This window comes from Ancylobacter moscoviensis, assembly GCF_007559435.1.
Lineage (GTDB): Bacteria > Pseudomonadota > Alphaproteobacteria > Rhizobiales > Xanthobacteraceae > Ancylobacter > Ancylobacter moscoviensis.
The window spans coordinates 145,982-172,377 of the sequence record NZ_VMBP01000006.1 but is presented as its reverse complement, the minus strand read 5'-3'; the positions used below and the strand labels follow the sequence as shown (position 1 = coordinate 172,377).

The window sequence follows — 26,396 nt, the reverse complement described above, 5'->3', positions numbered from 1 at the left end:
GCACAAAACTGACACAGGGCCGTTCTGGTGCCGTTCCGGATGGAAGCGCCCTCCTCGCCCTATCCATCACGGCTGTGACCATCATTCTGATAGTGGCGATCCTGATGCTTGCCCCTGAGAGACCAACCTGCCGACGCGAGGCCGGCGTGCCGTACAGGCACGCGGTGTGCGTGGCGGGTGAGGAGATGGAGAAATAGACGATGACTGAGATTCTGAACGACAATCACGAGCGCCGGCTTCGCGCTCTGGAAATCGCGACTTTCGGGGCAGATGGGGCAAAGCCGCTTCCCTACAACACGGTCATGGAATTGCAGCGGCACGCGCTCACAGTAGATCAGATGCCACGCAATGACCATCTGACGACCGATCAAGCGAACGGCGCCAAGTACGCCGCCGCCCTCCGCGCCATCATCGAACGCGCCGACAACGGCTCTCTCGGATCGTCCAAGGTGCAGGATATGCGCTATATTGCGGTGAAGGCTTTGGAGGGGTGAGATGCTGAACTGGCTTTTGGGGAATGGTGGCGATCAGGACATGCTGCGGTTAGCGCAGTTCCAAGGGTATATGCCGGTGCAGGAGAATATGCTCCAGCGTGCCGAGCGGCTGGAGGCCACCTTGCGGGCGATAATCGAACGCCCCGACCTCACAGTAGAGGATATGCGGCGGCTGGCCACGGAGGCATTGGATGGGCAATGATGCCGTTTGGGAAATGAGCTATGACTATTTGATAGGGTCACGAGACTGGACCAAGGGTCAATATTTGGTCCGAGAAACGAAAGATGGGCGCGTTCTTTTGTTCGACCAGCAGAGCCAAGCGGCCCGCGCTGCTGAATACACTAGCGCCATGGGGGCAATGGCAGCAGCAGATTTGGAAATAGCGCGTCGTCATCGCCTACCCGCCCCTTAGCCCATTCTTCCCCGTCCGCCCCCGGCAGCACCATCCCATCCGGGTATCGCGCTCCGCACGATGCACAGCGCATGCGGCGCAAGAGGGCCGCCAGAGACGCCATTTCGCCAACGTTGGTGGAGTCGATCAGATCGGCCGGCCGGAAGACCTTTCGGTGCTTGCACAGCGGGCACTCCACCCCCAGCACCTGATGCTGGTGGATCATGCTGTAAATGTTCCCGTCTGGCGGCTTGCCCTGCATAGGAACAGAATGAGAACAAACTTGGACGGGAGTCAATCCGCCGGTCGCCAATCGCTCTTTGGCAGCGGCGCCCCGTCGTGCATTCCCTTCGGGGCTTCATAGGCCGCTCGGATCAGCAGGGCGGCAAAGGCGTTTAGCTGGTGAGCATACCCATGCACGCGGAGATGGCCGCTCTGCACGATGATGATGCCCGACTTGGCGTCGCGGACGATGCGGCCCTCAGGAATTATCGAGGGAGAGCCCTGAACAACGGGGCGAGCCAGTCCCAGACATAGCTTGCCGCCGTGGCGATCACGCTGAGCGCGCCGCCGATAACGACCATGGTGCGCCAGCCTCCGCGAGCCTGGGTGAGGATCGCCTTGATCTCCGCAATGTCGGCCTTTGCGGCCTTGAACTCGCTTCGAACCTCGTCACGGAATTCCTCATGCTTCTCGGTGAGGTGACGCACTTCAGATTCCACGGTGGCGAGCCTTTCTGGCACTGTCGGTCCCATCAGCGGCCCCCGATCTTGCGGGCGATCAGGGCGCCGGCATCCCCGAGAATGATCGCCGGGATAAGGATTCGGGCCATGTCGTTGACGTGCGGCGGCACGTCCACCACGGTCAGCGTCAGCCCGAACCACGGGTTGACGATCTGCACGAGATAGATAGCCGTCCACCAGAGCGAGAAGGGCACCACGATCAGGAGGCGCCCGAGACGCGTCGCGGACCAGCGGTCGGACGCCTCGGCAAGGGCGATGTCACGCGCCGCCTCCAGCTTGGAGATGACAAGATCGGCCTCCATGCGTTGTGTGTCATTCTGGGCTGCCAGCTTGGCCTTGTAGGCATCCGAGAGCGATGATGTGATCTGCTTCAACGTGCCGCCGGTGAGCCAGCCGAGTATGGTTGCGATCATGTCCGCCACCCCATCCGCTTGGCGAGCCAGTAGAAGCCTTCCACGGCGAAACCAAGAGCGAAGCCCGCCCCCGCCTCGACCACGAATGCCACGTCCGGGTCCGACGACAGGAAGTCGCCGTCAGTGCCGGATAGAAGCCCCTTGGCTACGAGGAAGCCCGCGACATAGCGCAGGGCGATGCGTGAAAACGGGCCGATCATTTCGCGTCCCTCCGAAAGATCGCGATCAGGCCGGCGATGAGATCGGCCCAGAAGGAGGATTTCGGCGCGGCCGGTCCTGTCGCCGGCTCCGTTGCGGGAATCCCCGTTTCGGTTGGCTTGGCGACACCGGGCGTCCATCCAGCAGCCTTCAGTGCGGCGAGGAAGTCCCGGTGATAACCGGCGATGGTGCTGGCCTTGTCCGTGCCGTTGATGATGCGGCGAGCGTTTGTCGGGTCGTCCTTGGTGCCGCTGAAATAGTTGCTCAACCTCTTGCTGGTGAACCAGCCTTCGGCCATGCCTCGGAACATGATCGCGGCGGCGATGTTGGGCTTGAGCGCAAGGTCAAAGTTCTTCAGCAGCGCCCCGTTCAGCCCTAGCTCGCGGTCGGCGCGCTCGTAGTTTTCGTCCCAAGTGAGCTGCACATATCCCCGGCCATAAGGAACCTGACCGTACTTGCCCTTCACCCCGTACTTCCGGCCCTTGCCCCGGCCATACTCGGCAATGGGCTGCATGGTCCGCGCGGTCTCCCAATAGGCCGTCGCCAGCGCATAGGAGAGGTGCCGCACATCCTTCACGCCGTAGGTCCCGGCAGCGTCAAGGATGGCATTGATGCCGTTGACCTGAGTTTGGGTAAGCGAACCGCCGAACGGCTTCGCTCGCACCCGGTCGAACAGGACCGTGCGGTTCATCGCAGTCTCCAGATTGTGCTATGGTTTCGCTGTACCGGCGCTGGTATGGGCCGGGTGGCTACCCGCCAGGGATTGCACGGTCGCCCGGCCCGCGCGCGGAAATGAAAAAGCCGCCCGGAGGGGGCTAGGTGTCTCTACGGGGCTTCGACTTGGCGCCGCCCTCTGCTACCGTTTCCGAACATTGCCGGGGGGACAAATGGACATCAACAAAACCAGCACGCCAGAAAGCCGAGCTGCCGCCGTCAGTCGCCATGTCGATGGTGCCTTATGGATGGCTCTGGGAGCATCCATCTGCTTCGCATTGTATGTCCTTCTGATCGGCATAAAGACACCAATCCTCGACAATTTCTATTTCCGCCAGACACAGACCGCGCTCACCACGTATTGGCTGACGCAGGGAGGGCCATGGCTCGCCTACGAGACGCCCGTGCTAGGCTATCCATGGTCCATTCCATTTGAATTCCCCGTCTTTCAACTGATAACTGCGGCGGTCGCGTCACTCGGAATTCATCTCGACGTAGCTGGCCGAAGCGTGAACTTCGCCTTCTATATTGCGACACTCTGGCCGCTCGGCATGTTGGCTCAGACGCTCGGTCTCAGCCGCGCAAGCTATCTCGCTACGGCGATCCTCTACGTCCTCTCTCCGACCTACCTGTATTGGAGCCGGACATTCCTCATTGAGAGCTGCGCCCTCTTCTTCTCCGTTCTATGGCTCGCCTGTCTGGCGCGCTTCGTTCAGAGCGGGAACAAGGGCTCAGCAGTCGGAATGATCGTGGCCGGGTCGCTCGCCATCCTCGCGAAGGCCACGACGTTCCCTGCGTTCGCGCTAGTGGGCGGCCTCGGTGTGTTGTGGGTGCTCGTATCGCGGCTCCGTGCCGGCGCTCCTGTCGGCTCGCTGATCAAACTGACGGCGCTCTCGCTCCTGCTCGTCGCCATCCCGTTCGTGATAGGCCTTCTCTGGGTCGGGTACACGGACAGCGTCAAATCCGCCAATCCGCTAGGACAGCACCTCACATCGTCCGCCTTATCGGCATGGAATTTCGGCAGCATCTCCCAGAAGCTCAGCCGTGACCTATGGGTCAATATCATCGCCGGGCGCATCATCCCCGACGCGATGGGATACCTCTACCTGCTGGGTCTGGCCGTCGCGATTGTCGCCTTCTCTTGTACCCGCAACATCGCTATCGCAACGGTCTCCGTCATCGGCTTTCTGGCCTCGATATTGGCATTCACCAATCTTCACATGGTGCACACCTACTATCAGGTCGCGAACGCGGTATTCTTGGCAATCGCTGTCGGCGTGTGCCTTGGCATCATCTTCGACAGAGGCAACTACGCGGTCGCGGCCACCTTTCTTGCCCTGATCGCCGCTGGCCAGATCTCCCTTTTCGTCACCGCCTACAAACCCATCGTGGAGACGGACCAGCGCCCGAATTGGCTATGGCAGGCCGCGACCATGGCCCACCGTATCACCGGGCCGGAGCAAAGCCTTATCGTGCTGGGGGACGATTGGTCGTCAGCAGTCGCCTACTACTCGAAGCGCAAGACACTGACGATCCCGGGATGGACGCCACCAGAGCTTGCCGAGCAGATCTTCAGCGATCCTCAGCGGTTCCTCGGAAACAATACATTGGGTGCCATTGTCGTGTGCGACGCTGGGCTGAAGGACTACAAGCGCTCCATGCCGCTGGTGGAGAGGTTTTTAGCCAACCGGGAACAAGTGTGGAGGCATGAGGGGTGTCGTATTTTGTCGTCACAAATAAATAACAATTCATGACCTAAGCGTAATTGTCGAGCATGATCAGATCGGAGTTACCACCGCCATCAGTAAAAGGCCCAGAAGACAATGACATGTTGTTCACCATAAAAACGCGCGCTGTCGTACTAGATACGAATATCGGATCCCCTACCGATGCAATGGTGTTGCCTTGAATGACAATACCGCCTGACGTGCTTCTAGCCAGACGTATCCCATTAGATGTGACATTGTTGAACAAGCACCCCCTAATGGTGACGAACCCGGACGCCGGCAGCGAAGCGGGGAACTGAACTCCGTGAGCCGCCACTCCGTTTATTTCGCAGTCGCTTATTGTAACGTTTGTGCAGCCACCGATTACAACGCCATGTCCGGACGTGGTTCCGGATAGATTTGCGACGCTCCTAATTTGAGCAGCGGTGACTACGACATCAGATGCAAGCGTAAAATCAAGCGCCCCTGTTACGAATGTATTCGCTTCGTCAGAGGTCCCATACCAGAAATTGTTCGGAATGACGGCGGGCATGGTTATTTCCGTAGCCTGAATCCCGCTTATGGTGATGTCTTGGCAAGGGCCTGCCCCAACATACTCAGCCAGCTTTACCGCCGGCCCAGAAATACCCTTGACAGAGCACCCGGCAATAATCCCGCGTTTCACGCTGTAGAACGCAAACCCACCTCCCCAACGCGGGGCGTCATAGCTGTGACAGTCGATAAATGTAACATCCATTGATGCATTTACTGCATCGCCCGGAGTTGCGCCGAAGGCATCGTCATTGCATCCGATCACCTTGCATCCGACTGCAATCGGACGAATGCACCGCGCAAAATGAATTCCGTCAGCTTGACTGTTTAGCGATTGACAATTTTGAATAAGCGCATCATGGCAATTATAAAACCAAATGCCATTTGCGTAATTAGTAGTAACTCTATTGAATACCAAATTATTGCACGAAATAAAGAATATAGCCGCCATATCATCGCCTCTAATTAGGCTAGACGGCAGCTCAATGTAGATATCTTTTATCTTGAAATTATGAGCACCCCTCCCATAAAATCCGGCGTTCGGACCTTCAGGAGACGAAGGCGTTCCATCAGTATATAGCGCCCCACTACCCTGACCGTCGTAGGTCGTATAGGGAGATGCCACACAACCGTCTGGCAGATAATAAGAAGACGCGCAGATGCAGGTGCATCCAGTATGCGCATCAACATACAGCCGCATCGCGTCAAAAGCCGCCTGCGAACTCACCACGCTTGAATTGACCGCCCCCCACATCTCAGGCGTGACGACGGTGTTCGTCAGCTCCCACCACTGGCCATCAGCCGACTGAGCCTTTCCGGGGTGCGTCGGCTCGCTCACTGCCTTCTTGTAGATCGCCCCCTGACCGCGATCGCCGACAACCGAATAGCCGATGGTGCGGATCGTGGAGATCGTGCCGGGGATGATCGTCGAGGCGATGCTGGTCGCGAGCAGGCTGACCTCTACCCCGGAGGTGATGGGGATGTCGTACCAGCCGCGCGCGCCCGCGCCGTCGGTGCCATAGAGCTTGTTGTTGCCGGGGGCGGCGGTGTCGTTGACAAGTGAGAGCGCGCGATTGGCAGAAAGGTCCCCGCCGCCTTGCAAACTGTGCTGCGTGGCGACTTGGCGGGTAGCTGGAACAAGCCCGGAGAAATCGACCGACACAGACGGATTAGCCGGGTCGGTGTCGTCAACCGAGACATTCGAGCCGGCAACAATGGACTGCACCAAGCCCGGATCGCCCTGCGGCCCCTGCTCGCCTTGAATGCCCTGTTCGCCCTGAGGGCCAATGACCCCCTGCGGCCCCTGAATACCCTGCGGACCAACGGGGCCCTGCGGCCCGGTCGGGCCCTGAATGCCCGGCACCTGCACGACATGGCAATCTGGCTCGAAGTAGTCGCCGATGCCGCCGATCAGGAGATCAAACGCCCCGATCTTCTCGCGCTTGCCGCCCAGCGTGCGGAACACGTCGAGCTTGGCCGACATGCCGGGAGAAAGAGCGTCCGCGAACGCCCGCCCATAGGTCCAGACGGTCGTCTTCTCGTCTTCCAGCACGACCGACCCGTCATCTGTCGTGAAAGTCGTGGACACGCTCGCGGCGGGCGAGACAACAAACTCGATCAGCGAGCCGGTGAGATCCTGTCCCTTGAACACGATGCGCACCGAAGGCGCGTTCGTGCCCCGGTAGATCACAATGCGGTCTTCGTGGTCGTGATGGTGATGATAATGCTGATGATAGGTCATGACTCGCCCTAGACCGGGCCCCACGCGGGGTTCCCATCCATGCAGACAGAGAAGAAATCGATGTAATGAGAGGACGGCCCGCCAAGAGTTACCTCGGCGGACATGATCACGCCGGCCCTACCCGGCGCTGATGGCGCTGTTCCAGACGGAAGTGTAAGGGTCCATCCGGACGGTTCAGTAGATCCACGCTGCCAATACTTCGCGCGGATGGTCGAGCCGTTGACGTTTATTCGGAACCAGTACCAGACAAGGGGCGCCCAAGGGGCACTCAGCGACGCGACGGACGGGACGCCACCGTTCTGCGACCAGATGCGGAACTCGTCTCCCAGAACGTCGGATGCGTTCAGATAGGCGCCGTTGAAGGTGCTGGATGCGCTAAGCGTCGCCAGTGGGCCGACGATCTTTTCCGAGGTGTCGTTTGCCTGAAGGACGAAGCCGCCCATCAGGACATCCATGTTCACGGCTGTCGGCAGCGTGTCCCAGCGGTACATGTCGACGGAGCCGACCGACTCCGTGTTGGCATGCCGGAACGCCTGCCCGCTGATGGCGCCGGGGATGGCGATGATATCGGCCGTCGCGGTGCCGGAGCCATAGACCAGCGACCAATCCGGCATGAACGAACCGGCCGAATAGGAGCCGAGGTAGGTTTCGCCTGCCCACTTGTCCCGGAAGTCCGTCCAGATCGAGTTGCCCCACTCGATCCCGTTGAGCATGACGGGGAAGGGGAAGGTCACAGCTTGATGTAGATCGTGATGCCGGCAGTCGGCGGGATGATCGAGAAGGCATCCGGGTCAGCATTCCCGACCGTTCCGCCGTGGGTAGCGCCTGCGCGTTGGAGTTGGCATAGTCGGCGCCCGATGTGGCGCTGCCGACAGACTTGCCGTTGCAGATGCGCCATCCGTCGATTTCGTTGGTGTCATAGCGCGCCTTCAGATCCCCGGTCTTGGGAATGGCGGTCACGTCGATAGGCTCGGGGGGCGTCTCGCTGCCGGCCGCCACGCCGAACACCTGACAGGTGGTCATATCGACCAGCGACACGCCGTCTGGATCGGTGATGCGGACGCGATAGAAGGCAGACGCGCTGTCATCGAGCCAGAAGGACGGGAACACGGCATTCCCATCCGCTACCAGCGGGTTCGTCAGCTTGGTCGCCAGCGAGTATTCCGCATAGGCGCTCTTGGGCGTGCTGGTCTCGGCTTCGTAGATGTAGAGCAGCGCTCCCGGCACGGGTTCGCCGTTCTGAAGCGCTCGCCAGAAAGACCACTGGGACTGACCGGGCATGCACGGCTCCATGAAAAAAGCCGCCCTTGTGGGGCGGCTCTGACAGGGCCTCGCGGGATGATCGCGGGCGTGTTATTTCTGGCGGATGATCTGGCGAAAACCCGCAAGCATGACGGATGAGCAATGGGCGCGGCGCGTAGCTGATATTCAGCACGGCCCCGCAGATAGATCGTGGTCGGTGCGCTGGGGTGTGCTTGCCTTCATCGTCGGGTCGGCAACATTCGCAGTACTGGCGGCGCCGCACCTCAACTCATTCTGGAGATGGTTGGACGCCCTTATTGTGGGACTGTTCCAGCAATAAGCCCCCGCGAGAGCAGCCGCCCAAGAGCCGCGCGCGATTGCGCCGATGCCTGCTGCGATGCCTGCCTCTCGGCAATCGACCGGAGAATGGCCGCCTGAGCGTCCGGCGCCTGCCCCAATAGCAGGCGGGCGATTTCCGCACCCGACCGTTCATTGAGCCCGCCGGCTCGGCCGAGAGCATCACGCGCGATATTCGCGACGCCGGAGACGGCACCGCCCCGGAACTGGTCGAGCAGATACCCGGCCGCTCCTTGCCCGCCGCCCTGTTCCTCGGCCATATCCGCCAACTGCGCGGCGGTCGTCGAATTGCCGCTGACGGCATTGCGCGTGGCGATCTGGCCGCGCTCCGCCGACATGAACCGCTCGAAATTGGCTCGGTCCTGCGGCGTGCGGAACAGCTCGTTGAAAACCTCGCGCGTGCGCCTGTTCCAAACCGAGGCCGTCGCGTCGCGCATATCGTTCGTATAGAGCTTATCCTTCATCGCGCGGGCAAAGGCGTTCACACTCTCATCCATGAAGCCATAGGGGTTCGGTGCGTCATTCGCAGGGCGAACGCCAGCCGGGTCCTGCTTGGGGGGGTTATCGAGCCCGATGCGCCGATTGAAGTCCCCTCGGTCCATATCCGAGTAGAACTTGCTGTAGAGCGCGTCACCAAGCTCCGTGTCCGACAGGTCATTGTACTGCGGGAACTTCTGGCGGACTTCAGCTATAGTCGGCATCAGCGCAGCCCCAGAGGATCGGGAACAGTCGTGGCGTCAGGCGCTGGCGGCGTCCCGGAGCCGCCGGGCTTGTAATAATCGCCGCCGCGCATCGCATTGGCGCGCTGGCTGTAGAAGCTCAGCCGGCGGTTCACCGCATCAAGCGCCCGATTGTAGATGCCCTCTCTCACTTTCGGCGGGAGCCGGGACGAACCGGAAATGTCGAGCAGGATCTGACGCTCGCCTTCGGTCGGAGCGGCTCCGAAGATAGCCTTCAACTGCGTAAGGGCTTGGGTCTGTACGACATTATCCAGCTCTGTGGTGGCCTGCGCTGCCTCCGGGCTTCCCGGCGCCAGCCAGTCGGGCAAATTGTTGCCGGCCATAGCCTGAACGGATGCGGTCGGGCCGGAAAACGCCGTCTTGTTCAGTTCAAGCGCTTTGTTGAGCAGAGACGGTTCACCGCGATTGGTGGCGTGGCCAGATTCTAATCTCCCCGGAAGGCCAGGAGAACATGCGCCAGCACACGGAAGGAGCGCGCCATGGATAGCGTGAAGACGGTCGGGCGAGAGCCGACTGAGGAAATGCTGACGGCTGGTCGCGATCATGCTGTGCCTTCGACGCAGAACATAGGCGCCATCTGGCGCGCCATGTGGGATAAGGCCGCCTCTCCCGCTGGCGCTGAGGTGGTGGCGGGAGCCAAGGAGATCATCGCCAACGGTTGCGGCTGCGACCGCGATTGCGAGCGGAACGGAGAAGGATACTGCGGCTGTCTCAGCGACGCACAGTCAGTTTTGGCGCTAGCTGCCCCACTCACCCCCTCCACCGACGCGGTGCGCCGGGAGGCGCGGCCCGCTGACGACTGGCGGCCTATCGAGACGGCGCCGCACGAAGTGAACGTATTGCTCGCGTGGCGAGACTGGTCCTTGCCGGGACAGTGGAGGATGGAAGCCGGCGAGGCCTCTTGGGGCTGGCGCAATGAGGTAGCGTCTAGGATGTCGAGGCACGGCGAGGCCACCCACTGGATGCCGCTTCCTGCCCCGCCGGCTGGCGATGACGAGGGAGGGAAGAATGGCGGGTGAGGCGGCACGCGCCGGCCAGAAGTGGCGGGACACGCGCGGAGATTATTCGCTCGGCACGAGGCTCGAAATCGTTCGCGTCATGGCGGTTGCCGAAGGCTATGTCATGGCGCGCCGCCTCGGATGCATGCCGTTCGTCATGCGCGCGGCCGAGTTTGCAGACCAATTCACCGGGCCTCTACGGGAGCGCACCCCCGCCGACCGCGCCGCGCTAGCCGCTCTGAACGAGGGGGAGGAGTAATGAAGCTCACCATCCTCAATGGGAAGCCTGAGGATCTGATATTCGCTACCGTCTTCGTCCGCGAGTATCGAAAGTCTGGCTACGATGACGGCAGTCGACCGCGGCCGCGCAACTGCGTGATCTATGGTGACAGCGTGAAGGCTGCGGTGTGGGGCGGCCCGGACCATATCCGGGTTTCATTCTTGGGGAGCCGCCCATGACACCCGAACGCACCGGGCGTAGCTGGTTCATCAAGATCGTGTTCGCTGCCGTGCTCGTGGCTGGGGCGGCGTTATGGGAGTGGTCCCATGGCTGGACTTAGATTACCGTCCGAGGTGGCAGCCGAGTTGCACTGCTCTGAGCGTCACCTTCGCTCCCTCGCTCGCCGGCTTGGCGCCTGCCGCCTGATCGGCAAGACTATGCTGCTCACCGAAGCAGATGTCAGCGCCATTCTGGAGGCGTCACGGCCATGCCCCTCAAGATCTACAAGCGAGGCGATGTCTGGCACTACCGAGGCACGGTTGCCGGAAGGCGACTACGAGGCTCTACGGGCTCGAGTGACAAAGCAGTTGCGCAACGCATCGCCGCCGAGAGAGAGGCCACGGCGTGGAAGGGTCATCTTGATGGCCCAGAGTCAGTCCTGACCTTCGCACAGGCCGCTGCGCTCTACACTATATCTGGGAAGGGTGACCACCGGACGCTGCGGATGATGGACTATTGGAAGACGACCCTCGTGAAGGATATCAACGAGGGGGCTGTAAGACAGGCCGCAGTTACGCTCTATCCAAAGGCCAAGTCCGCTACCCGGAATCGAGAAGTGATCGTGCCGACGCAGGCGATCATCAACCACGCGGCGAGCCTCAAGAAATGCCAACGCATCACGGTGCCTCGTTTTAAAGTAGCGAGGGTGGAGAAGACCCCCGCGAGTTGGGGATGGGTTCAGTCGTTCATGAAGCATTCTCCGGCGCATCTTGGAGCGCTGGCATGTTTCATGTTCCTGACCGGCGCTCGCATATCAGAAGCGCTCGCCGTGCGTTGGGACGACGTTGACTTCACTACGCAGAAAGCGCGAATTCGACAAAGCAAGCTTTATGGTGAAGAGCGCTTTGCGCACCTCCCGCCACCCCTCATCGTGGCGATGGCGAATTGCCCGCGTGATCGGGACACGGTGTTCCGGTATGTGGAGCGCGATAGCGTCCGGAAGTCATGGGATGCCGCGATCAAACGCGCCGGGATCGCTCATCTGTCGCCGCACGCCTGCCGGCACGGATTCGCGACAGCGATGCTACATGCCGGCATTGACCCGGTGACCGTCGCTAAACGCGGCGGATGGAAAAACGTGCAACACGTCTTCGCGACCTACGGTCATGCGATGGAGGATGAGACAGTCACAAATCGAATAATTGACACACCAGTGGCACAACGCCCAAAGGTGCACCGAAAAACCGTTTAATATCAACTGTTTCAGCTTAATACCCACTACCCTCGGTGGGGAGGGGTAGCCCGAGCGGGGATGTACTCCCGTCCCGAACCGAACGCAAGGGGCTTCGGAATTGTCCGGACCTCCAGATAATACCTGGCGCGAGGTACAGTATTCCTCAGTGGAACGTATCGGATCGCAAAGTCGTTCTCCCATGTCGTTGCAAAAACGGGAGAGCGTCATGAAGATGACCGCAATCGTTCTGGGAACGGCTCTTGCCGGCGTCGCGGGCGCCGCCTGGGCCGGTCCGTGCACCGAACGCATCACCACGCTGGAGAAATCGCTGTCGACCAGCGATGCCGGCTCCGGCCCGACCCGCTCGACCGACATGCCGACCACGGCGCCGAACGAGAGCGTGCCGAGGGCTGGCGAAACGCCCGGCACGGGCGGCACCGCCGGCATGAACGCCACGGTCGGCAACCGCGCGACCTCGCCCGCCGACGTCCGCGCGCAGACCAGCGGCTCCGGCACGGCGGCGCAGGGCGGCGCCTCGGCCGCCATGCAGCTCAGCGATGCTTTGAAGCGGGCGAAGACCGCCGATCAGGCCGGCGACAGCGCCACCTGCATGCGCGCCCTCGACGAAGCCGAGCAGTTGCTGAAGGGCTGACCCGGCGCGGCGGCCTTCAATCGATCAGGTAGCGAAGGCCGATGCGCACCTCGTGGGTGCTCTGGCCGAAATCGAACCGGCCGCCGCCCGCTTCTTCGAGGTTGATGTAGCGGTAGCCGACATCGACCTGCCAGTTCGGCGCCACGGTCACCGCGGCGCCCGCCGTCAGGGCCCAGGCGAAGCCCCAGCCGCTGCTGTCGCCGGCGGGAAGGCCGAACAGCCGGATGTCGCCGGCGGAAACATAGCCGCCGCCGATTCCCGCGCCGACATAGGGCGTGATGCCGTGCCAGGTGCCGAGGTCGGCATAGACATTGGCGAGCACGGTGGTGGCGCTGAAGTCGGCGGTCACGCCGGTCGCCGCATAGTCGGCGCTGGTGCGGTAGTCGGCCGTCACGTCGACGCGGAACATGTCGTTCAGCCGAACGCCGGCGCCGATGCCGACCAGCCAGGCGTCGTCGAGGGAAGAATCCCGCAACCCGAAGCCGGGGCGCAGGCCGTCGGGCGTCTCGTTGAAGACGTAGCCGACATCGCCGCGCAGATACCAGCCGCTGGTGTCCTCGATCTTCGGCGCCTTCGCCAGCAGATCGTCGTCGTCCATCGAGAGGCCCGCCTCGTCCGCCCGCGCGGAATGACCCGCGAGAAGGCTGGCGCCCAGGAGCCCCGTCATCAGGGCGAACGCCCCGTAGCGGGAAGACTTACGACAAGACGCGACGCGACGCATGGACCCGGCTTTCAGACATGCCGGGAGAGAGTCCCGGCAATCCTCGATCGCCGTGACCTTAGCCGCGAGTGCTTAAGGCGAGCTTAACCTTAACGATTAACCACGTTTGCCTGCCGCCGCATGGCCTGCCCGAGCGTCTCGGGCAGGTAAACCTCGGCACAGCCGGCGTCAGACCTGCCGTGCCGCATGCGCGGCGGCTTCAAGATGCGGCAGCAGCGCCGGATCGAGCTTCAGCGCCGTCGCCAGGCGGGCGAGGAAGGCCCGCTCGGCGGTGTTGTCGGCGTCGATGGCGAGCAGCGCGGCGATGTAGACCTCCGCCGCCGCCTCGGGGGCGGTGACCTCGCTCGCAATCTCCTCCACCGTCGCCGGATTGGCCAGCTCCTCGCTCAGGAAGCGCTCGGCCGCGTCGAGCTGGGCGCCGTCCTCGCTGAGCTTGGCGCCAATCGCCGCGCGCTCGACATCGTCGACATGCCCGTCCGCCAGCGCCGCCGCGATCATAGTGCGCAGGATCACGACCGGCAGCTCGGTCTGGCTGGCCTGGGCCGGGTGGAATGGCGACTGGGGCGGGGGAAGCTGCGCCGGCTCAGGCGGGGTCGCCACGTCCTGCGGCGCCTGCCCGCGCTGATAGTTCTGGTAGGCCTTGTAGGCGAGCGTGCCGACCAGCGCGATGCCGCCCAGCGCCACCGCGTTCGTGGCCAGCTTGCGCCCGCCCTTGCTGCCGAGCACAAGCGTCGCCAGCGAGCCGGCCGCGGCACCACCCGCCAGCACACCGCCATTGCGGGAGAGATAGTCCTTGATGGCGTTCACCACATCGGGATTGCCGGCGATCTCGCTCGTCAGCCCGGTGGGCGCGCCGCCGCCGAAATCGCCGAGCTGCGCCGGGGTCTGGCCACGGCGCCCGGCCAGCGCGTCCGCCGCGAAATCGCCGAGCGAATCGTCGCCCGAGCCCCGTGGCGCGCGTCCACCACCGGCCGCGCCGCCACCGCCGAGGATGCCGCCCAGAAGGTCTTCCAGCGAGATGCCGCCGGGCAGCCCGCCGCCGCCACCCGAAGGCGCACCGCCGGAAGCGGAGCCGCCGCCCGGCTGCGGCGCGCGTCCGGCCCCGCCCCCGAGAAGGCCGCCCAGAAGGTCTTCCAGCGAGATGCCGCCGGGCAACCCACCGCCGCCGCCCGAAGGCGCGCCGCCGGTGGGAGGCGCGGTGTTGCCCGGCTGCGACACGCGACCACCGGCCGCGCCGCCGCCGAGAATCCCACCCAGAAGGTCTTCCAGCGAAATCCCGCCGGGCTGACCACCCGAGGGCGCGCCGCCCGAGGGAAGCGAGGCATCGCTCGGCTGGGCCACGCGGCCACCGGCACCGCCGCCGAGAATCCCGCCGAGCAGGTCCTGCAGCGAAATCCCTCCCGGCTGGCCGCCGGCCGGAGCGCCGCCCGCCGGCGCCCCACCCTGCCGCGCACCACCTCCCAGGATACCGCCGAGAAGGTCGCCGAGCGGATTGTTGCCCGCGCCACCGCCGCCCGACCTCATGCCGAGCAGCTGGTCGACGAGCTGCCCTGCGTCGAAATTGCGTCCGTTGCTCATCGCTGCACTCCGCTCCTTGTCGCCGAGGCTCGCTGTCCCCGTTCCCAGGGAGTAAACGGCCCGATCATGTCCGGCGCAAGTCAGCGCACGCAGATGTCAGCGCGCGACGCGCTCCACATCACTGTCGCTTTTCATGTCGCATCCGTACAACGCCAGCGCCGAAACAGTGCTCGCTTCCATGGTGCCGCCGCGCAAGCATGCGACATCACGAAAGCGGGGCGCATCCCCGTCGGAGGCGAAGGTGCAGAAATTCTCCGGCTTCGAGCTGTTTCGCCGGGCTCTCGGCGGCCACAAGAGCTGGCAGCCGCAATGGCGCAGTCCCGAGCCCAAGGCCGAGTACGACGTGATCATCGTCGGCGCCGGCGGGCACGGCCTCGCCGCGGCCTATTATCTCGCCAAGGAACACGGCATCACCAATGTCGCGGTGATCGAACGCGGCTGGCTGGGCGGCGGCAACACCGGCCGCAACACCACCATCGTGCGCTCGAACTACCTGTTCGACGAGAGCGCCGCGCTCTACGAGCACGCGGTCAAGCTCTGGGAAGGCCTGTCCGCCGACCTCAACTACAACGTGATGTACTCGGCGCGCGGTGTGCTCATGCTGGCGCACAATCATCACGACGAGATCAGTTTCAAGCGCCACGTCCATTCCAACCGCCTCAACGGCGTCGACAATGAATGGCTGACCGCCGAGCAGGTGAAGGAATTCTGCCCGCCGCTCAACATCACCTCGATGCGCTACCCGATCATCGGCGGCGCGCTGCAGCGGCGCGGCGGCACGGCCCGCCACGACGCGGTGGCCTGGGGCTTCGCCCGCGCCGCCGACGCGCGCGGCGTCGACATCATCCAGAACTGCGAGGTGAAGGCCATCCGCCGCGGCCCCTCCGGCGCGGTCGAGGGCGTCGAGACGACGAAGGGCTTCATCCGCGCGAAGAAGATCGGCGTCTCCGCCGCCGGCCACACCTCGGTGGTGATGGCCATGGCGGGCCTGCGCATGCCGCTGGAGAGCTACCCGCTGCAGGCGCTGGTGTCGGAGCCGGTGAAGCCGGCCTTCCCGACCGTGGTGATGTCCAACACCATCCACGCCTACATCTCGCAGTCCGACAAGGGCGAGATGGTCATCGGCGCCGGCACCGACGCCTACACCTCCTATTCCCAGCGCGGCGCGCTGCACATCACCACCCACACGCTCGACGCCATCTGCGAGCTGGTTCCCCAGTTCCGGCGCCTGCGCATGCTGCGCAACTGGGGCGGCATCGTCGACGTGACGCCCGACCGCTCGCCGATCATCGCGAAAACCCCCGTCCCCGGCCTCTACGTGAACTGCGGCTGGGGCACCGGCGGCTTCAAGGCGACGCCGGGCTCGGGCAACGTCTTCGCCCACACCATCGCCCGCGACGCCCCGCACCCGATCAACGCGCCCTTCACGCTGGAGCGCTTCCGCGACGGGTTCCTGATCGACGAGGCGGCGGCCGCCGCCGTCGCGCACTGAGGAGGGCGATCCATGCTCATCATCGACTGCCCCTGGTGCGGCAAGCGGCCCGAAATCGAATTCCGCTACGGCGGCGAGGCGCACATCGCCCGCCCGGCCGACCCCTCCGCCCTTTCGGACGAGGAATGGGCGGAGTTCCTCTACAACCGCACCAACCCCAAGGGTCTGCACGCCGAGCGCTGGCGCCACATCCATGGCTGCGGCCGCTACTTCAACGCCGTGCGCGACACGGTAAGCGACTTCTTCGTCGTCACCTACAAGGCCGGCGAGCAGAGACCCGAAAACCTCGGCCCGGATGTCGATGGCGCCAGCATCGGCGGGGACAAGTGAGATGACCAACCGCTTCCGCACCCCCTCCGGCGGGCGCATCGACCGCGCCACGCCGGTCTCCTTCCGCTTCGACGGCAAGACCTTCACCGGCTATCGCGGCGACACGCTGGCCTCGGCGCTCATCGCCAACGGCGTGCATCTCGTCGGCCGCTCCTTCAAGTATCACCGCCCGCGCGGCTTCATCTCCGCCGGCTCGGACGAGCCGAACGCGCTGGTGAACGTGGTGCGCGACGGCGCCCGTCAGGCGCCGAACCTGCGCGCCACCCAGGTCGAGATCTATGAAGGGCTGAAAGCCGAGAGCCAGAACCGCTGGCCCTCGCTCGGCTTCGACGCCGGCGCGGTGAACGACCTGTTCTCGCCCTTCCTGCCGTCCGGCTTCTACTACAAGACCTTCATGTGGCCGGCGGGCGCGTGGAAGCGCTTCTACGAGCCGAAGATCCGCGCCATGGCGGGCCTCGGCGTCGCCCCCACCCTGCCGGACCCGGACCGCTACACCCAGAACTATGCCCATTGCGACGTGCTCGTCGTCGGCGCCGGCCCGGCCGGCCTCGCGGCGGCGCTGGCGGCGGCTTCGAGCGGCGCGAAGGTCATCCTCGTCGACGAGCAGGCCGAGTTCGGCGGCTCGCTGCTCTCCGAGACCACCGCCATCATCGAAGGCAAGCCCACTGCGGACTGGCTCGCGGACACGCTGGCGAATCTCGCTGCGAAGGACAATGTGACGCTCCTGCCGCGCACCACCGCCTTCGGCTATTTCCCGCACAACCTCATCGCGCTCGCCGAACGCGTCACCGATCACCTCGCCGCCCCCGGCGCCGACCTGCCGCGCGAGCGGCTGTGGCAGGTGCGGGCGAAGGAGGTCGTGCTCGCCACCGGCGCGCTGGAGCGCCCGCTGGTATTCCCGGAGAATGACCGGCCGGGCGTGCTGCTCGCCGATTCCGGTCGCACCTATCTCAACCGCTACGGCGTCCGGCCCGGCGAGCGCGCCGTCATCTTCACCGCCTGCGATGCCGGCTACCGCGCCGCGCTCGATCTCAAGGCCGGCGGCGTCGCCATCGCCGCCATCGCCGATCTGCGCTCCGAGCTGACGGGTGAATTGCCCACCCATGCGCTCAAGGCCGGCATCGACGTGCGCCCCTCCACGGTCGTCACTGGCACGTCGGGCCGCCTGCGCGTCAGCGGCGCCAGCCTCGCCAAGGTGAAGCACGGCACTGTCGGCCCCTCCGAGAGCGTCGCCTGCGACGTCGTGCTGATGTCCGGCGGCTTCACGCCGAGTGTGCACCTGTTCTCGCAGTCGCGCGGCAAGCTGGTCTGGGATGGCGCGGCGGGCGCCTATCTGCCGGGCACCTCGGTCGAGCGCGAGCGTTCGGCCGGCGCCTCGCGCGGCCTCTCGGGCCTGCAGCGCGTGCTGGAAGACGGCTATGCGCAGGGCGAGGCGGCGGCGAAGGCGGCGCGCGATTTCACCTCCCCGGCGCGCGGCCAGACGCCCGCTCCGGCCGAATCCTCGCGCAGCATCCCCGCCAGCGCCGAGGACCTCGGCACGGACGGCTTCATCGGCGCCACCCCGCACAGCCGCAACCCGGCCTTCGTGAAGGCCTTCGTCGACTGGCAGAACGACGTCACCGCCAAGGACATCAAGCTCGCCACCCGCGAAGGCTTTCGCTCCATCGAGCATGTGAAGCGCTACACCACCACGGGCATGGCGACCGACCAGGGCAAGACGTCGAACATGAACGCCCTCGGCATCGTCTCCGAGGCGCTCGACACGCCGGTGCCGCAGATCGGGCTCACCACCTTCCGCCCGCCCTTCACGCCGACCACCTTCGGCATCTTCGCCGGCGAGGCGCGCGGCGACCTGTTCGATCCGCTGCGCAAGACCGCGATCCACGACTGGGCCGCCGAGCACGGCGCCGCCTTCGAGGACGTCTCCCTCTGGAAGCGCGCCCACTACTTCCCCAGGGCCGGCGAGGACATGCATGCGGCCGTGGCGCGCGAGTGCAAGGCGGTCAGGGCCTCGGTCGGCCTCTTCGACGCCTCCACCCTCGGCAAGATCGAGGTGGTCGGGCCGGACGCCGCCGAGTTCATGAACCGCATCTACACCAATGCGTGGGCGAAGCTGGAGCCCGGCCGGCTGCGCTACGGCGTGATGCTGCGCGAGGACGGCTTCGTCATGGATGACGGCGTCGTCGGCCGCCTCGCGCCCGATCGCTTCCACGTCACCACCACCACCGGCGGCGCCCCGCGCGTGCTGGCCCATATGGAGGACTTCCTCCAGACCGAGTGGCCGGACCTCGACGTGTGGCTGACCTCGACCACCGAGCAATGGGCGGTCATCGCCGTGCAGGGTCCGAAGGCCCGCGAGGTCATCGCCCCGCTTATCGAGGGCATCGACCTCTCGAAGGAGGCGTTCCCCCATATGAGCGTGCGCGAGGGCCGCATCTGCGGGGTCCCCACGCGCCTGTTCAGCGTCTCCTTCACCGGCGAGCTGGGCTTCGAGATCAACGTGCCGGCCGAATATGGCCGCTCGGTCTGGGAAGCCGTCTATGCCGCCGGCGAGAGGTTCGGCATCACGCCCTACGGCACCGAAGCCATGCACGTGCTGCGCGCCGAGAAGGGCTACATCATCGTCGGCCAGGAAACCGACGGCACCGCGACACCGGACGATGTCGGCCTCGGCTGGGCGGTCGGCAAGGCGAAGAAGGATTTCGTCGGCAAGCGTTCGCTCGCCCGCGCCGCCTTCTCCGCGCCCGACCGCAAGCAGCTCGTCGGCCTGCGAACCACCGATCCCAGGGTCGTACTGGAGGAAGGCGCGCAGATCGTCACCGATCCTTCCGCGCCGATCCCGGTGCCGATGCTCGGCTTCGTGACCTCGTCCTACAACAGCGCCGTGCTCGGCCGCTCCATTGCCCTCGCCATGATCAAGGGCGGTCGGGCACGCATCGGCCAGAAGCTGACCGTGCCGATGGAGACCCACGCCATCGAGGTCGAGGTGGTGGAACCCGTCTTCTACGATCCGAAGGGAGAGCGTCTCAATGGATGAGATCGCTTCGATCACCGCCCCCGCCACCACGGCTGCCGCCGTTTCGGTCAATCCGCTGCACGCGCTCGCCGCCGCGTCGCATGACGTCGCAGCTGCGCGACTTGTCCCGCTCGGCCCAGCCGCGCGCCTCGCCTTCCGGGGCCGCGAGGCGGCCATCGGCCCGGTCGGGGAGGCTTTCGGCGTCGCCCTTCCGCGCGAGGCCTGCCGGCGCGCTGAGGCGAACGGGCGCGCGGCGCTCTGGCTCGGCCCGGACGAGTGGATCCTGCTCGCTCCCGGCGCCGATCCCGCGCCGCTCTTCGCGGCGATCGACAGCGCCGCCGCCGGCCTGCCGCATTCGCTGGTGGACGTGTCCTCGCGCAGCGTGGGGATCGAGATCTCCGGTCCCCGGGCCGCCTTCGTGCTCAATCAGGGCAACCCGCTCGACCTGTCCCTTGAGAGCTTCCCGGTCGGCATGTGCACGCGCACCGTCTTCCATAAGGCCGAGATCGTGCTCTCGCGCGTCGCGCCGGAGACCTTCCACATCGACGTCTGGCGCTCCTTCGCGCCCTATGTCTGGGAACTGCTGGAAGAGGGCCGGCGCGAGCTGGCCTGAGATTTGCCGTCCCCCGGTGCCAGACCGGGGGACGTGCCAGACATGCGACAAGAAGAAGGGGCCGCAAAGGTCCTGCCAGAGGAATCGTCCGGCCGCACGCCTCACCCGCCTGCGCGACCGAGGGAATGTGATGCGCCCATGATCAGCGCGTTCGAGCTTTTCAAGATCGGCATCGGCCCCTCCTCGTCGCACACCGTCGGGCCGATGGTGGCCGCCGCCACCTTCGTCGACGAGCTGGCCACGCAGGAGCTGCTGCCCCGCGTCGCCCGCGTCGAGACCGTGCTCTACGGCTCGCTCGCCTGGACCGGCAAGGGCCACGGCACCGACAAGGCGGTCGTCCTCGGCCTCGCCGGGCAGCGTCCGCAGACCATCGACCCCGACCGCGCCGACACCCTCGTCGCCGAGGCAGCGCAGGACCGCCGCCTGTCGCTCGGCGGGCGTCACGGCGTGCGCTTCGAGCCGGAGCGCGACATCGTCTTCGACGGCGTCTCCCCCACCCCCGCGCACCCCAACACCCTCGCCTTCCGCGCCTTCGCTGCCGATGGCGAACCGCTCGCCGAGGCCCGCTGGTGTTCCATCGGCGGCGGCTTCGTCGTGCCGGAGGCGGAGGTCGGCCAGCCGGCGCGGGCCGATGACAGCGCCGTGCCCTACCCCTTCCGCAACGCGCGCGAGCTGCTCACGCTGGCCGAGGCGGCGGGCCTCACCATCGCCGAACTGGTCGCCGCCAACGAGCGGGCCCGCCGGCCCGCCGCCGAGGTCGACGCCCATCTCGACCGCGTCATCGACGCCATGATGGCCTGCGTCGACCGCGGCATCGCCACCTCCGGCGAGCTGCCCGGTGGGCTGAAGGTGCGCCGCCGCGCGAAGGCGATCCGCGAGAGCCTTTTGGCGCGCAACGCCCGCACCCCGCACGAGATCATGGACTGGGTGAGCCTCTACGCCATTGCGGTGAACGAGGAGAACGCGGCCGGCGGGCGGGTCGTCACCGCTCCCACCAACGGCGCAGCCGGCGTCGTTCCCGCGACGCTGCGCTACTATCGCGACCACTGCCCCGGCGCCACCGCCGCCGGCATGCGGCTTTTCCTGCTCACCGCCACCGCAATCGGCGCACTGTTCAAGATGAACGCCTCGATCTCCGGCGCCGAGGTCGGCTGCCAGGGCGAGGTGGGCGTCGCCTGCTCCATGGCGGCGGGCGGGCTCGCGGCGGCGCTGGGTGGCACCAACGCGCAGGTCGAGAACGCTGCCGAGATCGGCATGGAGCATCATCTCGGCATGACCTGCGACCCCATTGGCGGGCTCGTGCAGGTGCCCTGTATCGAGCGCAACGCCTTCGGCGCGATCAGCGCCGTCAACGCCGCCTCGCTGGCGCTCTATGGCGACGGCACGCACATCGTCTCGCTCGACAAGGTGATCGCCACCATGCGCGAGACCGGGCGCGACATGGCCTCGAAATACAAGGAAACCTCGCTCGGCGGCCTCGCGGTGAACCTGCCCGAATGCTGAACCGAAGGCCGATACGAGGACATGACCCACGGGAACGGCATCATCCTTGCTACCGGAAGCGGCAAATTTGCTATGCTGCCCGTCGGAGCACGCCATGAACCAGCAGCGTCCTATACCCGCCGGACCCTCGCCCCTCGGCTCGCCAGCCTCCGGCAACGCGGCCGCCGCCGCGCCGGTGCTGAATGTCGGCTTCATCCTCGCCGACAATTTCACCCTCTCGGCTTTCTCGCTGATCGTCGATCAGCTGCGCCTCGCCGCCGATGACGGCGACCGCTCGCGGCCGATCCTCGCCCGCTGGCAGGTCATGTCCTCCCGGCCCGAACCGATCCGAGCGAGCTGCGGCGTCACCGTCTCGCCCTCCGGCCCGCTCGCCGACCCCTCGAACTTCCACTACATCGTCGTCGTGGGCGGCCTGCTGCATGGCGGCCAGCAGCTCGACGAGGAAAGCGTCGCCTATCTCAAGCGCGCGGCGAAGGTCGGCGTGTCGCTGGTCGGCGTGTGCACCGGCAGCTTCGTGCTCGCCCGCGCCGGGCTGATGACCGGCCGGCGCTGCTGCGTCTCCTGGTACCACTACCAGGACTTCCTCGAGGAATTCCCGCACCACACGCCTGTGGCTGACCGGCTCTATGTCATCGACGGCGACCGCATCACCTGTGCGGGCGGCGGCGGCGCGGCGGACCTCGCCACCGCGCTGGTGGAGAAGTTCCTCGGCCGCTCCATCGCCCAGAAGAGCCGCCACGTCTTGCTGCTCGACCGCCAGCGCCCGGGCACCGAATCCCAGCCGCACCCGCCCATCGCCGATCTGGTGGCGGACGACCGCGTGCGCCGCGCCCTGCTCATGATGGAGCAGCATCTCGCCGATCCGCTGCCCATCGCCGACATCGCCCGGCGGCTGCAGCTTTCCACCCGCCAGCTGGAGCGGCTGTTCCAGACCATCATGGGCCAGCGCCCGGCGGAATTCTATCGGCGGCTGCGGCTGCGCTACGCCCGCTTCCTGCTCGACACGACCGGCCGTTCCGTGACCGACATCGCGCTGGAGGCCGGCTTCTCGGACTGCGCGCATTTCTCCCGCCAGTTCAAGGCCCAGCACGGCTTCACCCCGTCCGACGCGCGCGCCCGTGCCCCCGGCCCGGCCGCCCAGAGCGTCGCCGGCCACCGCCTGTTCGAATAGGCGGTCCGGGGAAGCGGCGAATGTCGCTTCCCGCAAACTTCCTGTCGCTTCGGTGAAAGTCGACGGAACGCTTCCGTCGAACAATTCCAGACGACAAGCGGGCCGGGACCCGCGAGGGAGAACAGACCGATGCTGGACACCACCGATACGCCGCTCAAGGCGCTGCTTCGCCGTCGCAAGCCGGGCTACAGCCTCGAAGCCCCGTTCTACACCAGCCCCGAGATCTTCGACGCCGACATGGAGGTCATCTTCGGCCGGCACTGGATTTTCGTCGGCGTCGATCCCGACATTCCCGAGCCGGGCGACGCGATGAGCCTCGACATCGGCAAGAACGCCATCATCGTCGTGCGCGACGACGACAACGAGGTCCGCGCCTTCCACAATGTCTGCCGCCACCGCGGTGCGCGGCTCGTGCTCGACTACAAGACCACGGTCGGCAACCTCGTCTGCCGCTATCACTCCTGGACCTACGGCCTCGACGGCAAGCTGCTCTTCGCCGAGCACATGGGCGAGGGCTTCAACGCCGCCTGCCACGGCCTCAAGCCCGTGCATGTGCGCTCGCTGGAAGGGCTGATCTTCGTCTGCCTGTCCGACGATCCGCCGGCCGACTTCGACGTCATGGCGGCGAAGATGGCGCCCTATCTCGCCCCGCACGACCTGAAGAACGCCAAGGTCGCCTTCGAGAAGGACATCATCGAGCCGGGCAACTGGAAGCTCACCATGGAGAACAACCGCGAGTGCTATCACTGCGCGGGCAACCATCCCGAGCTCACCGTGCCGCTCTTCGCCTATGGCTTCGGCTTCGCCCCCGAGGAGTTAGACGAGCATGAGCGCGCCGAAGCCGAGAGCTACGACAAGCTGCTCAAGGCCAGCCACCGCGAATGGGAAAGCTGCGGCTTCCCCTCGGAGATGATCGAGCATCTCGACGACATGGTGACCGGCTTCCGTACCGAGCGCCTGCCGCTGGCCGGCGACGGCGAGAGCCACACCTCGGACACCAGGGCGGCGTGCCGCAAGCTGCTCGGCCGGATCAACGATCCCAAGCACGGCGCGCTGCATTTCTGGACGCAGCCGAACTCCTGGCACCACTTCATGTCCGACCACGCGGTCGTCTTCTCGGTGCTGCCGCTCGACGCCGAGCGCTCGCTGCTGCGTACCAAGTGGCTGGTGCACAAGGACGCGGTCGAAGGCGTCGACTACGACGTCGAGAACCTCGTCGCCGTGTGGGACGCCACCAACGATCAGGATTCGACCCTCGTCGGCTATTGCCAGGAAGGCGCCCGCTCGCCCGCCTACGAGCCCGGCCCCTACTCGCCGCACACCGAGATGCTCGTGGACAAGTTCTGCAACTGGTACGTCGGCCGCATGGCCGAGCATCTCGGCCGCTGACGATGGACGCGTTGAGCCCGATGGCATCGCCCGATCCCGCCGCCCTGCGCCTGTCCGGCGCCCTGCCGGAATGGAACCCGGAGGCCGACGACGCCCTCATCGTCCGCGAGATCCGCGACGAGACGGCCGACGTGAAGACCTTCGTCCTCGCGCCGAAGCAGCCCTGCGTCTTCCGCTACCAGCCGGGCCAGTTCCTGACGCTGGATCTCGACATTGGCGGCGAGAGCATCAACCGCTGCTACACCATCGCCTCCACGCCGGCACGCCCCCACACCCTCTCCATCACGGTGAAGCGCGTGCCCGGCGGCCCGGTGTCGAATTTCCTCCACGATCAGGTGAAGGTCGGCTCGGTGCTGCACGCCATCGGGCCGATGGGCGATTTCTCCTGCTTCATGCAGGGCACGCCCAGCCCGAATCCCGCTTCGGCGCCGAAATATCTGTTCCTTTCCGGCGGCAGCGGCATCACCCCGCTGATGTCGATGGCCCGCACCTTCCACGACCTCGGCGAACCGCGCGACATCGTGTTCGTCCACGCCGCACGCTCGCCGGCCGACATCATCTTCCGCGGCGAGCTGGAACTCATGGCGCGCAACCAGCCCGCCAGCTTCCGCTTCGCGCCGGTCTGCGAGGCGGACGGCCCGCGCGACCCGTGGCACGGGCTGCGCGGCCGGCTCAATCTCGGCGTGCTCAACCACATCGCGCCGGACTTCAAGCAGCGCGAGGTCTTCGTCTGCGGCCCCGCCCCCTTCATGGCGGCGGTGCGCGAGATGCTGAAGGGCGCCGGCTTCGACATGAGCCGGCATCACGAGGAGAGCTTCGATTTCGCCGAGCTGGCCCGGGCGGAGCCCGAGGTCGCGGCCGAGGTCGAGCTGGCGGAAGGCGTGCAGGCGGTTCAGGAGGCGGTCGCCGCTCCGGAGGTCGCGACCTACACCATCGAATTCGCCAAGCAGAAGCGCACCATCGAGTGCCGCTCCGACACCTTCGTGCTCGACGCCGCCCGCCGCGCCGGCGTGCGCCTGCCCTCCTCCTGCTCGAAGGGTCTGTGCGGCACCTGCAAGTCGAAGCTCATCGAGGGTACGGTCGACATGAAGCACGGCGGCGGCATCCGCCAGCGCGAGATCGACGCTGGCATGGCGCTGCTGTGCTGCTCGAAGCCGACGAGCAACCTGGTCGTCGACCGCTGAAGCACAGGCGGCGTCAGCGCAGGAAGTCAATCGCGCCGCTCACCGCCTGCTTCATCGTGTCGTAGGTGGCGCTGGCGCCTTGCACCGTGCGGTCGACGATCTCGCCCGCCGACGGCAGGAAGGTCAGGCTGAGGAAGCTCTCGTCCTCCTCCGCCCGCGCCTGCGGAGCCGTAGGTGCCGGGGTGCCGGACGCCGGAGCGCTCGCCGCCGGAGCGGGAGCCGAGGTCGACACCAGCACCGGATAGGAGCTGTGCGTGATCATCGGATCGCGCGTGTCGCAGTTGCCCTCGCAGCGGTCGAAGCGCTCCACGCCGACCGGCAGCGACACCGGCATCGCCGTGGCGACCGTGCCGGCGGGCCTGGCCGGCTTCGCCGCTGCCTTCTCGGTCGGGCGATAGACGGCGCTGGGCTCGATGGCGCGGATCATCTTCGGAATATCGAGCTGGTCGCCCTTCTCGGTCGGCTCGGCGTCGAGCTCGATTGGCTGGGCGACGAGGCGGGCGAGGTTCTTGACGCTCTCCTGCGCGTTGGCCTGGTCGGTCTTGCCGCGCTGGTAACCCTCGCTCTCGGCCACCATATAGGTGCCGGCGGCGAGGATGAGGGCGAAGCCGACCGGCAGCATGACGCGGCCGGGCAGTGAGCCGCGAAAGCCGGAAAGCAAGGTCGTACGGGACCGCATGGAAGGATACCTCTCTGTTTCGAGGTCATTTCCCCCTGTTCCGGCGACAAATTTGCGGCACCATTCGCGCTGGCCCGTGACAAAGGCTAGGTATTTCTGCGCGAT

Annotated in this window: 27 protein-coding genes; 15 read left to right on the top strand and 12 right to left on the bottom strand. The window is 65.7% G+C overall.

The genetic code is table 11. The features are described from left to right. Nucleotides 1–200: 200 nt before the first annotated feature. Nucleotides 201–494 (top strand): hypothetical protein, encoded by a 294-nt coding sequence (locus FO470_RS17310; protein ID WP_144344236.1) that lies wholly within the window; start codon nt 201–203, stop codon nt 492–494. Nucleotide 495: 1 nt separating this feature from the next. Continuing rightward, nucleotides 496–696 (top strand): hypothetical protein, encoded by a 201-nt coding sequence (locus FO470_RS17305; protein WP_144344235.1) that lies wholly within the window; start codon nt 496–498, stop codon nt 694–696. 140 nt (nt 697–836) lie between these two features. Here FO470_RS17305 and FO470_RS17300 read toward each other — a convergent pair whose 3' ends face one another. The 5 genes from FO470_RS17300 to FO470_RS17280 form a co-directional block, all read right to left on the bottom strand. Then, nucleotides 837–1,112, bottom strand: a complete 276-nt coding sequence (locus tag FO470_RS17300; protein ID WP_144344234.1) for a hypothetical protein — start codon at nt 1,110–1,112, stop codon at nt 837–839. 262 nt (nt 1,113–1,374) lie between these two features. Then, nucleotides 1,375–1,596, bottom strand: coding sequence for a hypothetical protein (locus FO470_RS17295; RefSeq protein WP_144344233.1), 222 nt, complete (start codon nt 1,594–1,596; stop codon nt 1,375–1,377). Between the two features lie 44 nt (nt 1,597–1,640). Then, nucleotides 1,641–2,042: an SPFH domain-containing protein gene (locus FO470_RS17290; RefSeq protein ID WP_144344232.1), complete on the bottom strand. Its 402-nt coding sequence runs from the start codon at nt 2,040–2,042 to the stop codon at nt 1,641–1,643. Next, nucleotides 2,039–2,242 (bottom strand): hypothetical protein, encoded by a 204-nt coding sequence (locus FO470_RS17285; RefSeq protein WP_144344231.1) that lies wholly within the window; start codon nt 2,240–2,242, stop codon nt 2,039–2,041. Before FO470_RS17285 ends, FO470_RS17290 begins: the two co-directional genes overlap by 4 nt. Then, complete coding sequence (locus tag FO470_RS17280; protein ID WP_186292007.1) at nt 2,239–2,931, bottom strand: lysozyme family protein; 693 nt, start codon at nt 2,929–2,931, stop codon at nt 2,239–2,241. The genes FO470_RS17285 and FO470_RS17280 overlap by 4 nt, the downstream gene beginning before the upstream one ends. A 196-nt stretch (nt 2,932–3,127) precedes the next feature. Here FO470_RS17280 and FO470_RS17275 point away from each other — a divergent pair, with 196 nt between their 5' ends. Beyond that, nucleotides 3,128–4,708 carry an ArnT family glycosyltransferase gene (locus FO470_RS17275; RefSeq protein WP_144344230.1) on the top strand — a complete coding sequence of 527 codons (1,581 nt, stop codon included), beginning with the start codon at nt 3,128–3,130 and terminating at the stop codon, nt 4,706–4,708. 1 nt (nt 4,709) lies between these two features. On the opposite strand, the gene FO470_RS19795 is transcribed toward FO470_RS17275, so the two are convergent. The 4 genes from FO470_RS19795 to FO470_RS17255 all read right to left on the bottom strand — a co-directional run bounded on the left by FO470_RS19795 (nt 4,710) and on the right by FO470_RS17255 (nt 9,837). Next, nucleotides 4,710–6,953, bottom strand: a complete 2,244-nt coding sequence (locus FO470_RS19795; RefSeq protein ID WP_144344229.1) for a right-handed parallel beta-helix repeat-containing protein — start codon at nt 6,951–6,953, stop codon at nt 4,710–4,712. Nucleotides 6,954–6,961: 8 nt separating this feature from the next. Further along, a complete protein-coding gene (locus tag FO470_RS17265; protein ID WP_144344228.1) occupies nt 6,962–7,687 on the bottom strand; it encodes a hypothetical protein in 726 nt (241 codons plus the stop codon). An 822-nt stretch (nt 7,688–8,509) separates the two neighbouring features. Continuing rightward, nucleotides 8,510–9,253 carry a hypothetical protein gene (locus tag FO470_RS17260; protein WP_144344227.1) on the bottom strand — a complete coding sequence of 248 codons (744 nt, stop codon included), beginning with the start codon at nt 9,251–9,253 and terminating at the stop codon, nt 8,510–8,512. Beyond that, complete coding sequence (locus FO470_RS17255) at nt 9,253–9,837, bottom strand: hypothetical protein (RefSeq protein ID WP_144344226.1); 585 nt, start codon at nt 9,835–9,837, stop codon at nt 9,253–9,255. The genes FO470_RS17260 and FO470_RS17255 overlap by 1 nt, the downstream gene beginning before the upstream one ends. Before the next feature lie 463 nt (nt 9,838–10,300). Between FO470_RS17255 and FO470_RS17250 the strand changes: the two genes are divergently transcribed. From FO470_RS17250 to FO470_RS17235, 4 genes are all read left to right on the top strand, one after another. Continuing rightward, nucleotides 10,301–10,549, top strand: a complete 249-nt coding sequence (locus FO470_RS17250) for a hypothetical protein (RefSeq protein WP_144344225.1) — start codon at nt 10,301–10,303, stop codon at nt 10,547–10,549. Then, complete coding sequence (locus tag FO470_RS17245; protein WP_144344224.1) at nt 10,549–10,749, top strand: hypothetical protein; 201 nt, start codon at nt 10,549–10,551, stop codon at nt 10,747–10,749. The genes FO470_RS17250 and FO470_RS17245 overlap by 1 nt, the downstream gene beginning before the upstream one ends. Nucleotides 10,750–10,997: 248 nt before the next feature. Further along, nucleotides 10,998–11,981, top strand: coding sequence for a tyrosine-type recombinase/integrase (locus FO470_RS17240; RefSeq protein WP_144344223.1), 984 nt, complete (start codon nt 10,998–11,000; stop codon nt 11,979–11,981). Nucleotides 11,982–12,189: 208 nt separating this feature from the next. Further along, nucleotides 12,190–12,615 carry a hypothetical protein gene (locus FO470_RS17235; RefSeq protein ID WP_246659624.1) on the top strand — a complete coding sequence of 142 codons (426 nt, stop codon included), beginning with the start codon at nt 12,190–12,192 and terminating at the stop codon, nt 12,613–12,615. Between the two features lie 16 nt (nt 12,616–12,631). Here the strand turns inward: FO470_RS17235 and FO470_RS17230 are convergent, their stop codons facing one another. Both FO470_RS17230 and FO470_RS17225 read right to left on the bottom strand, forming a co-directional pair. Continuing rightward, a complete protein-coding gene (locus FO470_RS17230) occupies nt 12,632–13,282 on the bottom strand; it encodes an outer membrane protein (protein ID WP_186292006.1) in 651 nt (216 codons plus the stop codon). A 222-nt stretch (nt 13,283–13,504) separates the two neighbouring features. Beyond that, complete coding sequence (locus tag FO470_RS17225) at nt 13,505–14,914, bottom strand: tellurite resistance TerB family protein (RefSeq protein WP_246659623.1); 1,410 nt, start codon at nt 14,912–14,914, stop codon at nt 13,505–13,507. 133 nt (nt 14,915–15,047) lie between these two features. Here FO470_RS17225 and FO470_RS17220 point away from each other — a divergent pair, with 133 nt between their 5' ends. From FO470_RS17220 to FO470_RS17185, 8 genes are all read left to right on the top strand, one after another. Then, nucleotides 15,048–16,406: a sarcosine oxidase subunit beta family protein gene (locus FO470_RS17220; RefSeq protein ID WP_418655063.1), complete on the top strand. Its 1,359-nt coding sequence runs from the start codon at nt 15,048–15,050 to the stop codon at nt 16,404–16,406. Between the two features lie 12 nt (nt 16,407–16,418). Beyond that, nucleotides 16,419–16,736 (top strand): sarcosine oxidase subunit delta, encoded by a 318-nt coding sequence (locus tag FO470_RS17215; RefSeq protein ID WP_144344220.1) that lies wholly within the window; start codon nt 16,419–16,421, stop codon nt 16,734–16,736. A 1-nt stretch (nt 16,737) separates the two neighbouring features. Then, nucleotides 16,738–19,773: a sarcosine oxidase subunit alpha gene (locus tag FO470_RS17210; RefSeq protein WP_144344219.1), complete on the top strand. Its 3,036-nt coding sequence runs from the start codon at nt 16,738–16,740 to the stop codon at nt 19,771–19,773. Then, nucleotides 19,766–20,365 carry a sarcosine oxidase subunit gamma gene (locus FO470_RS17205; RefSeq protein ID WP_144344218.1) on the top strand — a complete coding sequence of 200 codons (600 nt, stop codon included), beginning with the start codon at nt 19,766–19,768 and terminating at the stop codon, nt 20,363–20,365. The genes FO470_RS17210 and FO470_RS17205 overlap by 8 nt, the downstream gene beginning before the upstream one ends. A 138-nt stretch (nt 20,366–20,503) precedes the next feature. Continuing rightward, nucleotides 20,504–21,868 (top strand): L-serine ammonia-lyase, encoded by a 1,365-nt coding sequence (locus FO470_RS17200; RefSeq protein WP_144344217.1) that lies wholly within the window; start codon nt 20,504–20,506, stop codon nt 21,866–21,868. 94 nt (nt 21,869–21,962) lie between these two features. After that, nucleotides 21,963–23,039 (top strand): GlxA family transcriptional regulator, encoded by a 1,077-nt coding sequence (locus FO470_RS17195; protein ID WP_144344216.1) that lies wholly within the window; start codon nt 21,963–21,965, stop codon nt 23,037–23,039. Nucleotides 23,040–23,168: 129 nt separating this feature from the next. Continuing rightward, complete coding sequence (locus FO470_RS17190; RefSeq protein WP_144344215.1) at nt 23,169–24,428, top strand: aromatic ring-hydroxylating oxygenase subunit alpha; 1,260 nt, start codon at nt 23,169–23,171, stop codon at nt 24,426–24,428. A gap of 2 nt (nt 24,429–24,430) precedes the next feature. After that, the gene (locus FO470_RS17185) at nt 24,431–25,612 is read left to right on the top strand and encodes an FAD-binding oxidoreductase (protein ID WP_144344214.1); all 1,182 of its coding nucleotides are present in this window, start codon (nt 24,431–24,433) and stop codon (nt 25,610–25,612) included. Between the two features lie 13 nt (nt 25,613–25,625). On the opposite strand, the gene FO470_RS17180 is transcribed toward FO470_RS17185, so the two are convergent. Next, the gene (locus FO470_RS17180) at nt 25,626–26,291 is read right to left on the bottom strand and encodes a hypothetical protein (RefSeq protein WP_144344213.1); all 666 of its coding nucleotides are present in this window, start codon (nt 26,289–26,291) and stop codon (nt 25,626–25,628) included. Between the last annotated feature and the right edge of the window lie 105 nt (nt 26,292–26,396).

What these genes read in the sequence shown, in the direction of transcription:
- FO470_RS17310 (WP_144344236.1), top strand. Translation starts at nt 201, where the DNA reads ATGACTGAGATTCTGAACGACAATCACGAGCGCCGGCTTCGCGCTCTG.
- FO470_RS17305 (WP_144344235.1), top strand. Translation starts at nt 496, where the DNA reads ATGCTGAACTGGCTTTTGGGGAATGGTGGCGATCAGGACATGCTGCGG.
- FO470_RS17300 (WP_144344234.1), bottom strand. Translation starts at nt 1,112, where the DNA reads ATGATCCACCAGCATCAGGTGCTGGGGGTGGAGTGCCCGCTGTGCAAG.
- FO470_RS17290 (WP_144344232.1), bottom strand. Translation starts at nt 2,042, where the DNA reads ATGATCGCAACCATACTCGGCTGGCTCACCGGCGGCACGTTGAAGCAG.
- FO470_RS17285 (WP_144344231.1), bottom strand. Translation starts at nt 2,242, where the DNA reads ATGATCGGCCCGTTTTCACGCATCGCCCTGCGCTATGTCGCGGGCTTC.
- FO470_RS17280 (WP_186292007.1), bottom strand. Translation starts at nt 2,931, where the DNA reads ATGAACCGCACGGTCCTGTTCGACCGGGTGCGAGCGAAGCCGTTCGGC.
- FO470_RS17275 (WP_144344230.1), top strand. Translation starts at nt 3,128, where the DNA reads ATGGACATCAACAAAACCAGCACGCCAGAAAGCCGAGCTGCCGCCGTC.
- FO470_RS19795 (WP_144344229.1), bottom strand. Translation starts at nt 6,953, where the DNA reads ATGACCTATCATCAGCATTATCATCACCATCACGACCACGAAGACCGC.
- FO470_RS17260 (WP_144344227.1), bottom strand. Translation starts at nt 9,253, where the DNA reads ATGCCGACTATAGCTGAAGTCCGCCAGAAGTTCCCGCAGTACAATGAC.
- FO470_RS17255 (WP_144344226.1), bottom strand. Translation starts at nt 9,837, where the DNA reads ATGATCGCGACCAGCCGTCAGCATTTCCTCAGTCGGCTCTCGCCCGAC.
- FO470_RS17250 (WP_144344225.1), top strand. Translation starts at nt 10,301, where the DNA reads ATGGCGGGTGAGGCGGCACGCGCCGGCCAGAAGTGGCGGGACACGCGC.
- FO470_RS17245 (WP_144344224.1), top strand. Translation starts at nt 10,549, where the DNA reads ATGAAGCTCACCATCCTCAATGGGAAGCCTGAGGATCTGATATTCGCT.
- FO470_RS17240 (WP_144344223.1), top strand. Translation starts at nt 10,998, where the DNA reads ATGCCCCTCAAGATCTACAAGCGAGGCGATGTCTGGCACTACCGAGGC.
- FO470_RS17235 (WP_246659624.1), top strand. Translation starts at nt 12,190, where the DNA reads ATGAAGATGACCGCAATCGTTCTGGGAACGGCTCTTGCCGGCGTCGCG.
- FO470_RS17230 (WP_186292006.1), bottom strand. Translation starts at nt 13,282, where the DNA reads ATGACGGGGCTCCTGGGCGCCAGCCTTCTCGCGGGTCATTCCGCGCGG.
- FO470_RS17225 (WP_246659623.1), bottom strand. Translation starts at nt 14,914, where the DNA reads ATGAGCAACGGACGCAATTTCGACGCAGGGCAGCTCGTCGACCAGCTG.
- FO470_RS17220 (WP_418655063.1), top strand. Translation starts at nt 15,048, where the DNA reads ATGTCGCATCCGTACAACGCCAGCGCCGAAACAGTGCTCGCTTCCATG.
- FO470_RS17215 (WP_144344220.1), top strand. Translation starts at nt 16,419, where the DNA reads ATGCTCATCATCGACTGCCCCTGGTGCGGCAAGCGGCCCGAAATCGAA.
- FO470_RS17210 (WP_144344219.1), top strand. Translation starts at nt 16,738, where the DNA reads ATGACCAACCGCTTCCGCACCCCCTCCGGCGGGCGCATCGACCGCGCC.
- FO470_RS17205 (WP_144344218.1), top strand. Translation starts at nt 19,766, where the DNA reads ATGGATGAGATCGCTTCGATCACCGCCCCCGCCACCACGGCTGCCGCC.
- FO470_RS17200 (WP_144344217.1), top strand. Translation starts at nt 20,504, where the DNA reads ATGATCAGCGCGTTCGAGCTTTTCAAGATCGGCATCGGCCCCTCCTCG.
- FO470_RS17195 (WP_144344216.1), top strand. Translation starts at nt 21,963, where the DNA reads ATGAACCAGCAGCGTCCTATACCCGCCGGACCCTCGCCCCTCGGCTCG.
- FO470_RS17190 (WP_144344215.1), top strand. Translation starts at nt 23,169, where the DNA reads ATGCTGGACACCACCGATACGCCGCTCAAGGCGCTGCTTCGCCGTCGC.
- FO470_RS17185 (WP_144344214.1), top strand. Translation starts at nt 24,431, where the DNA reads ATGGACGCGTTGAGCCCGATGGCATCGCCCGATCCCGCCGCCCTGCGC.
- FO470_RS17180 (WP_144344213.1), bottom strand. Translation starts at nt 26,291, where the DNA reads ATGCGGTCCCGTACGACCTTGCTTTCCGGCTTTCGCGGCTCACTGCCC.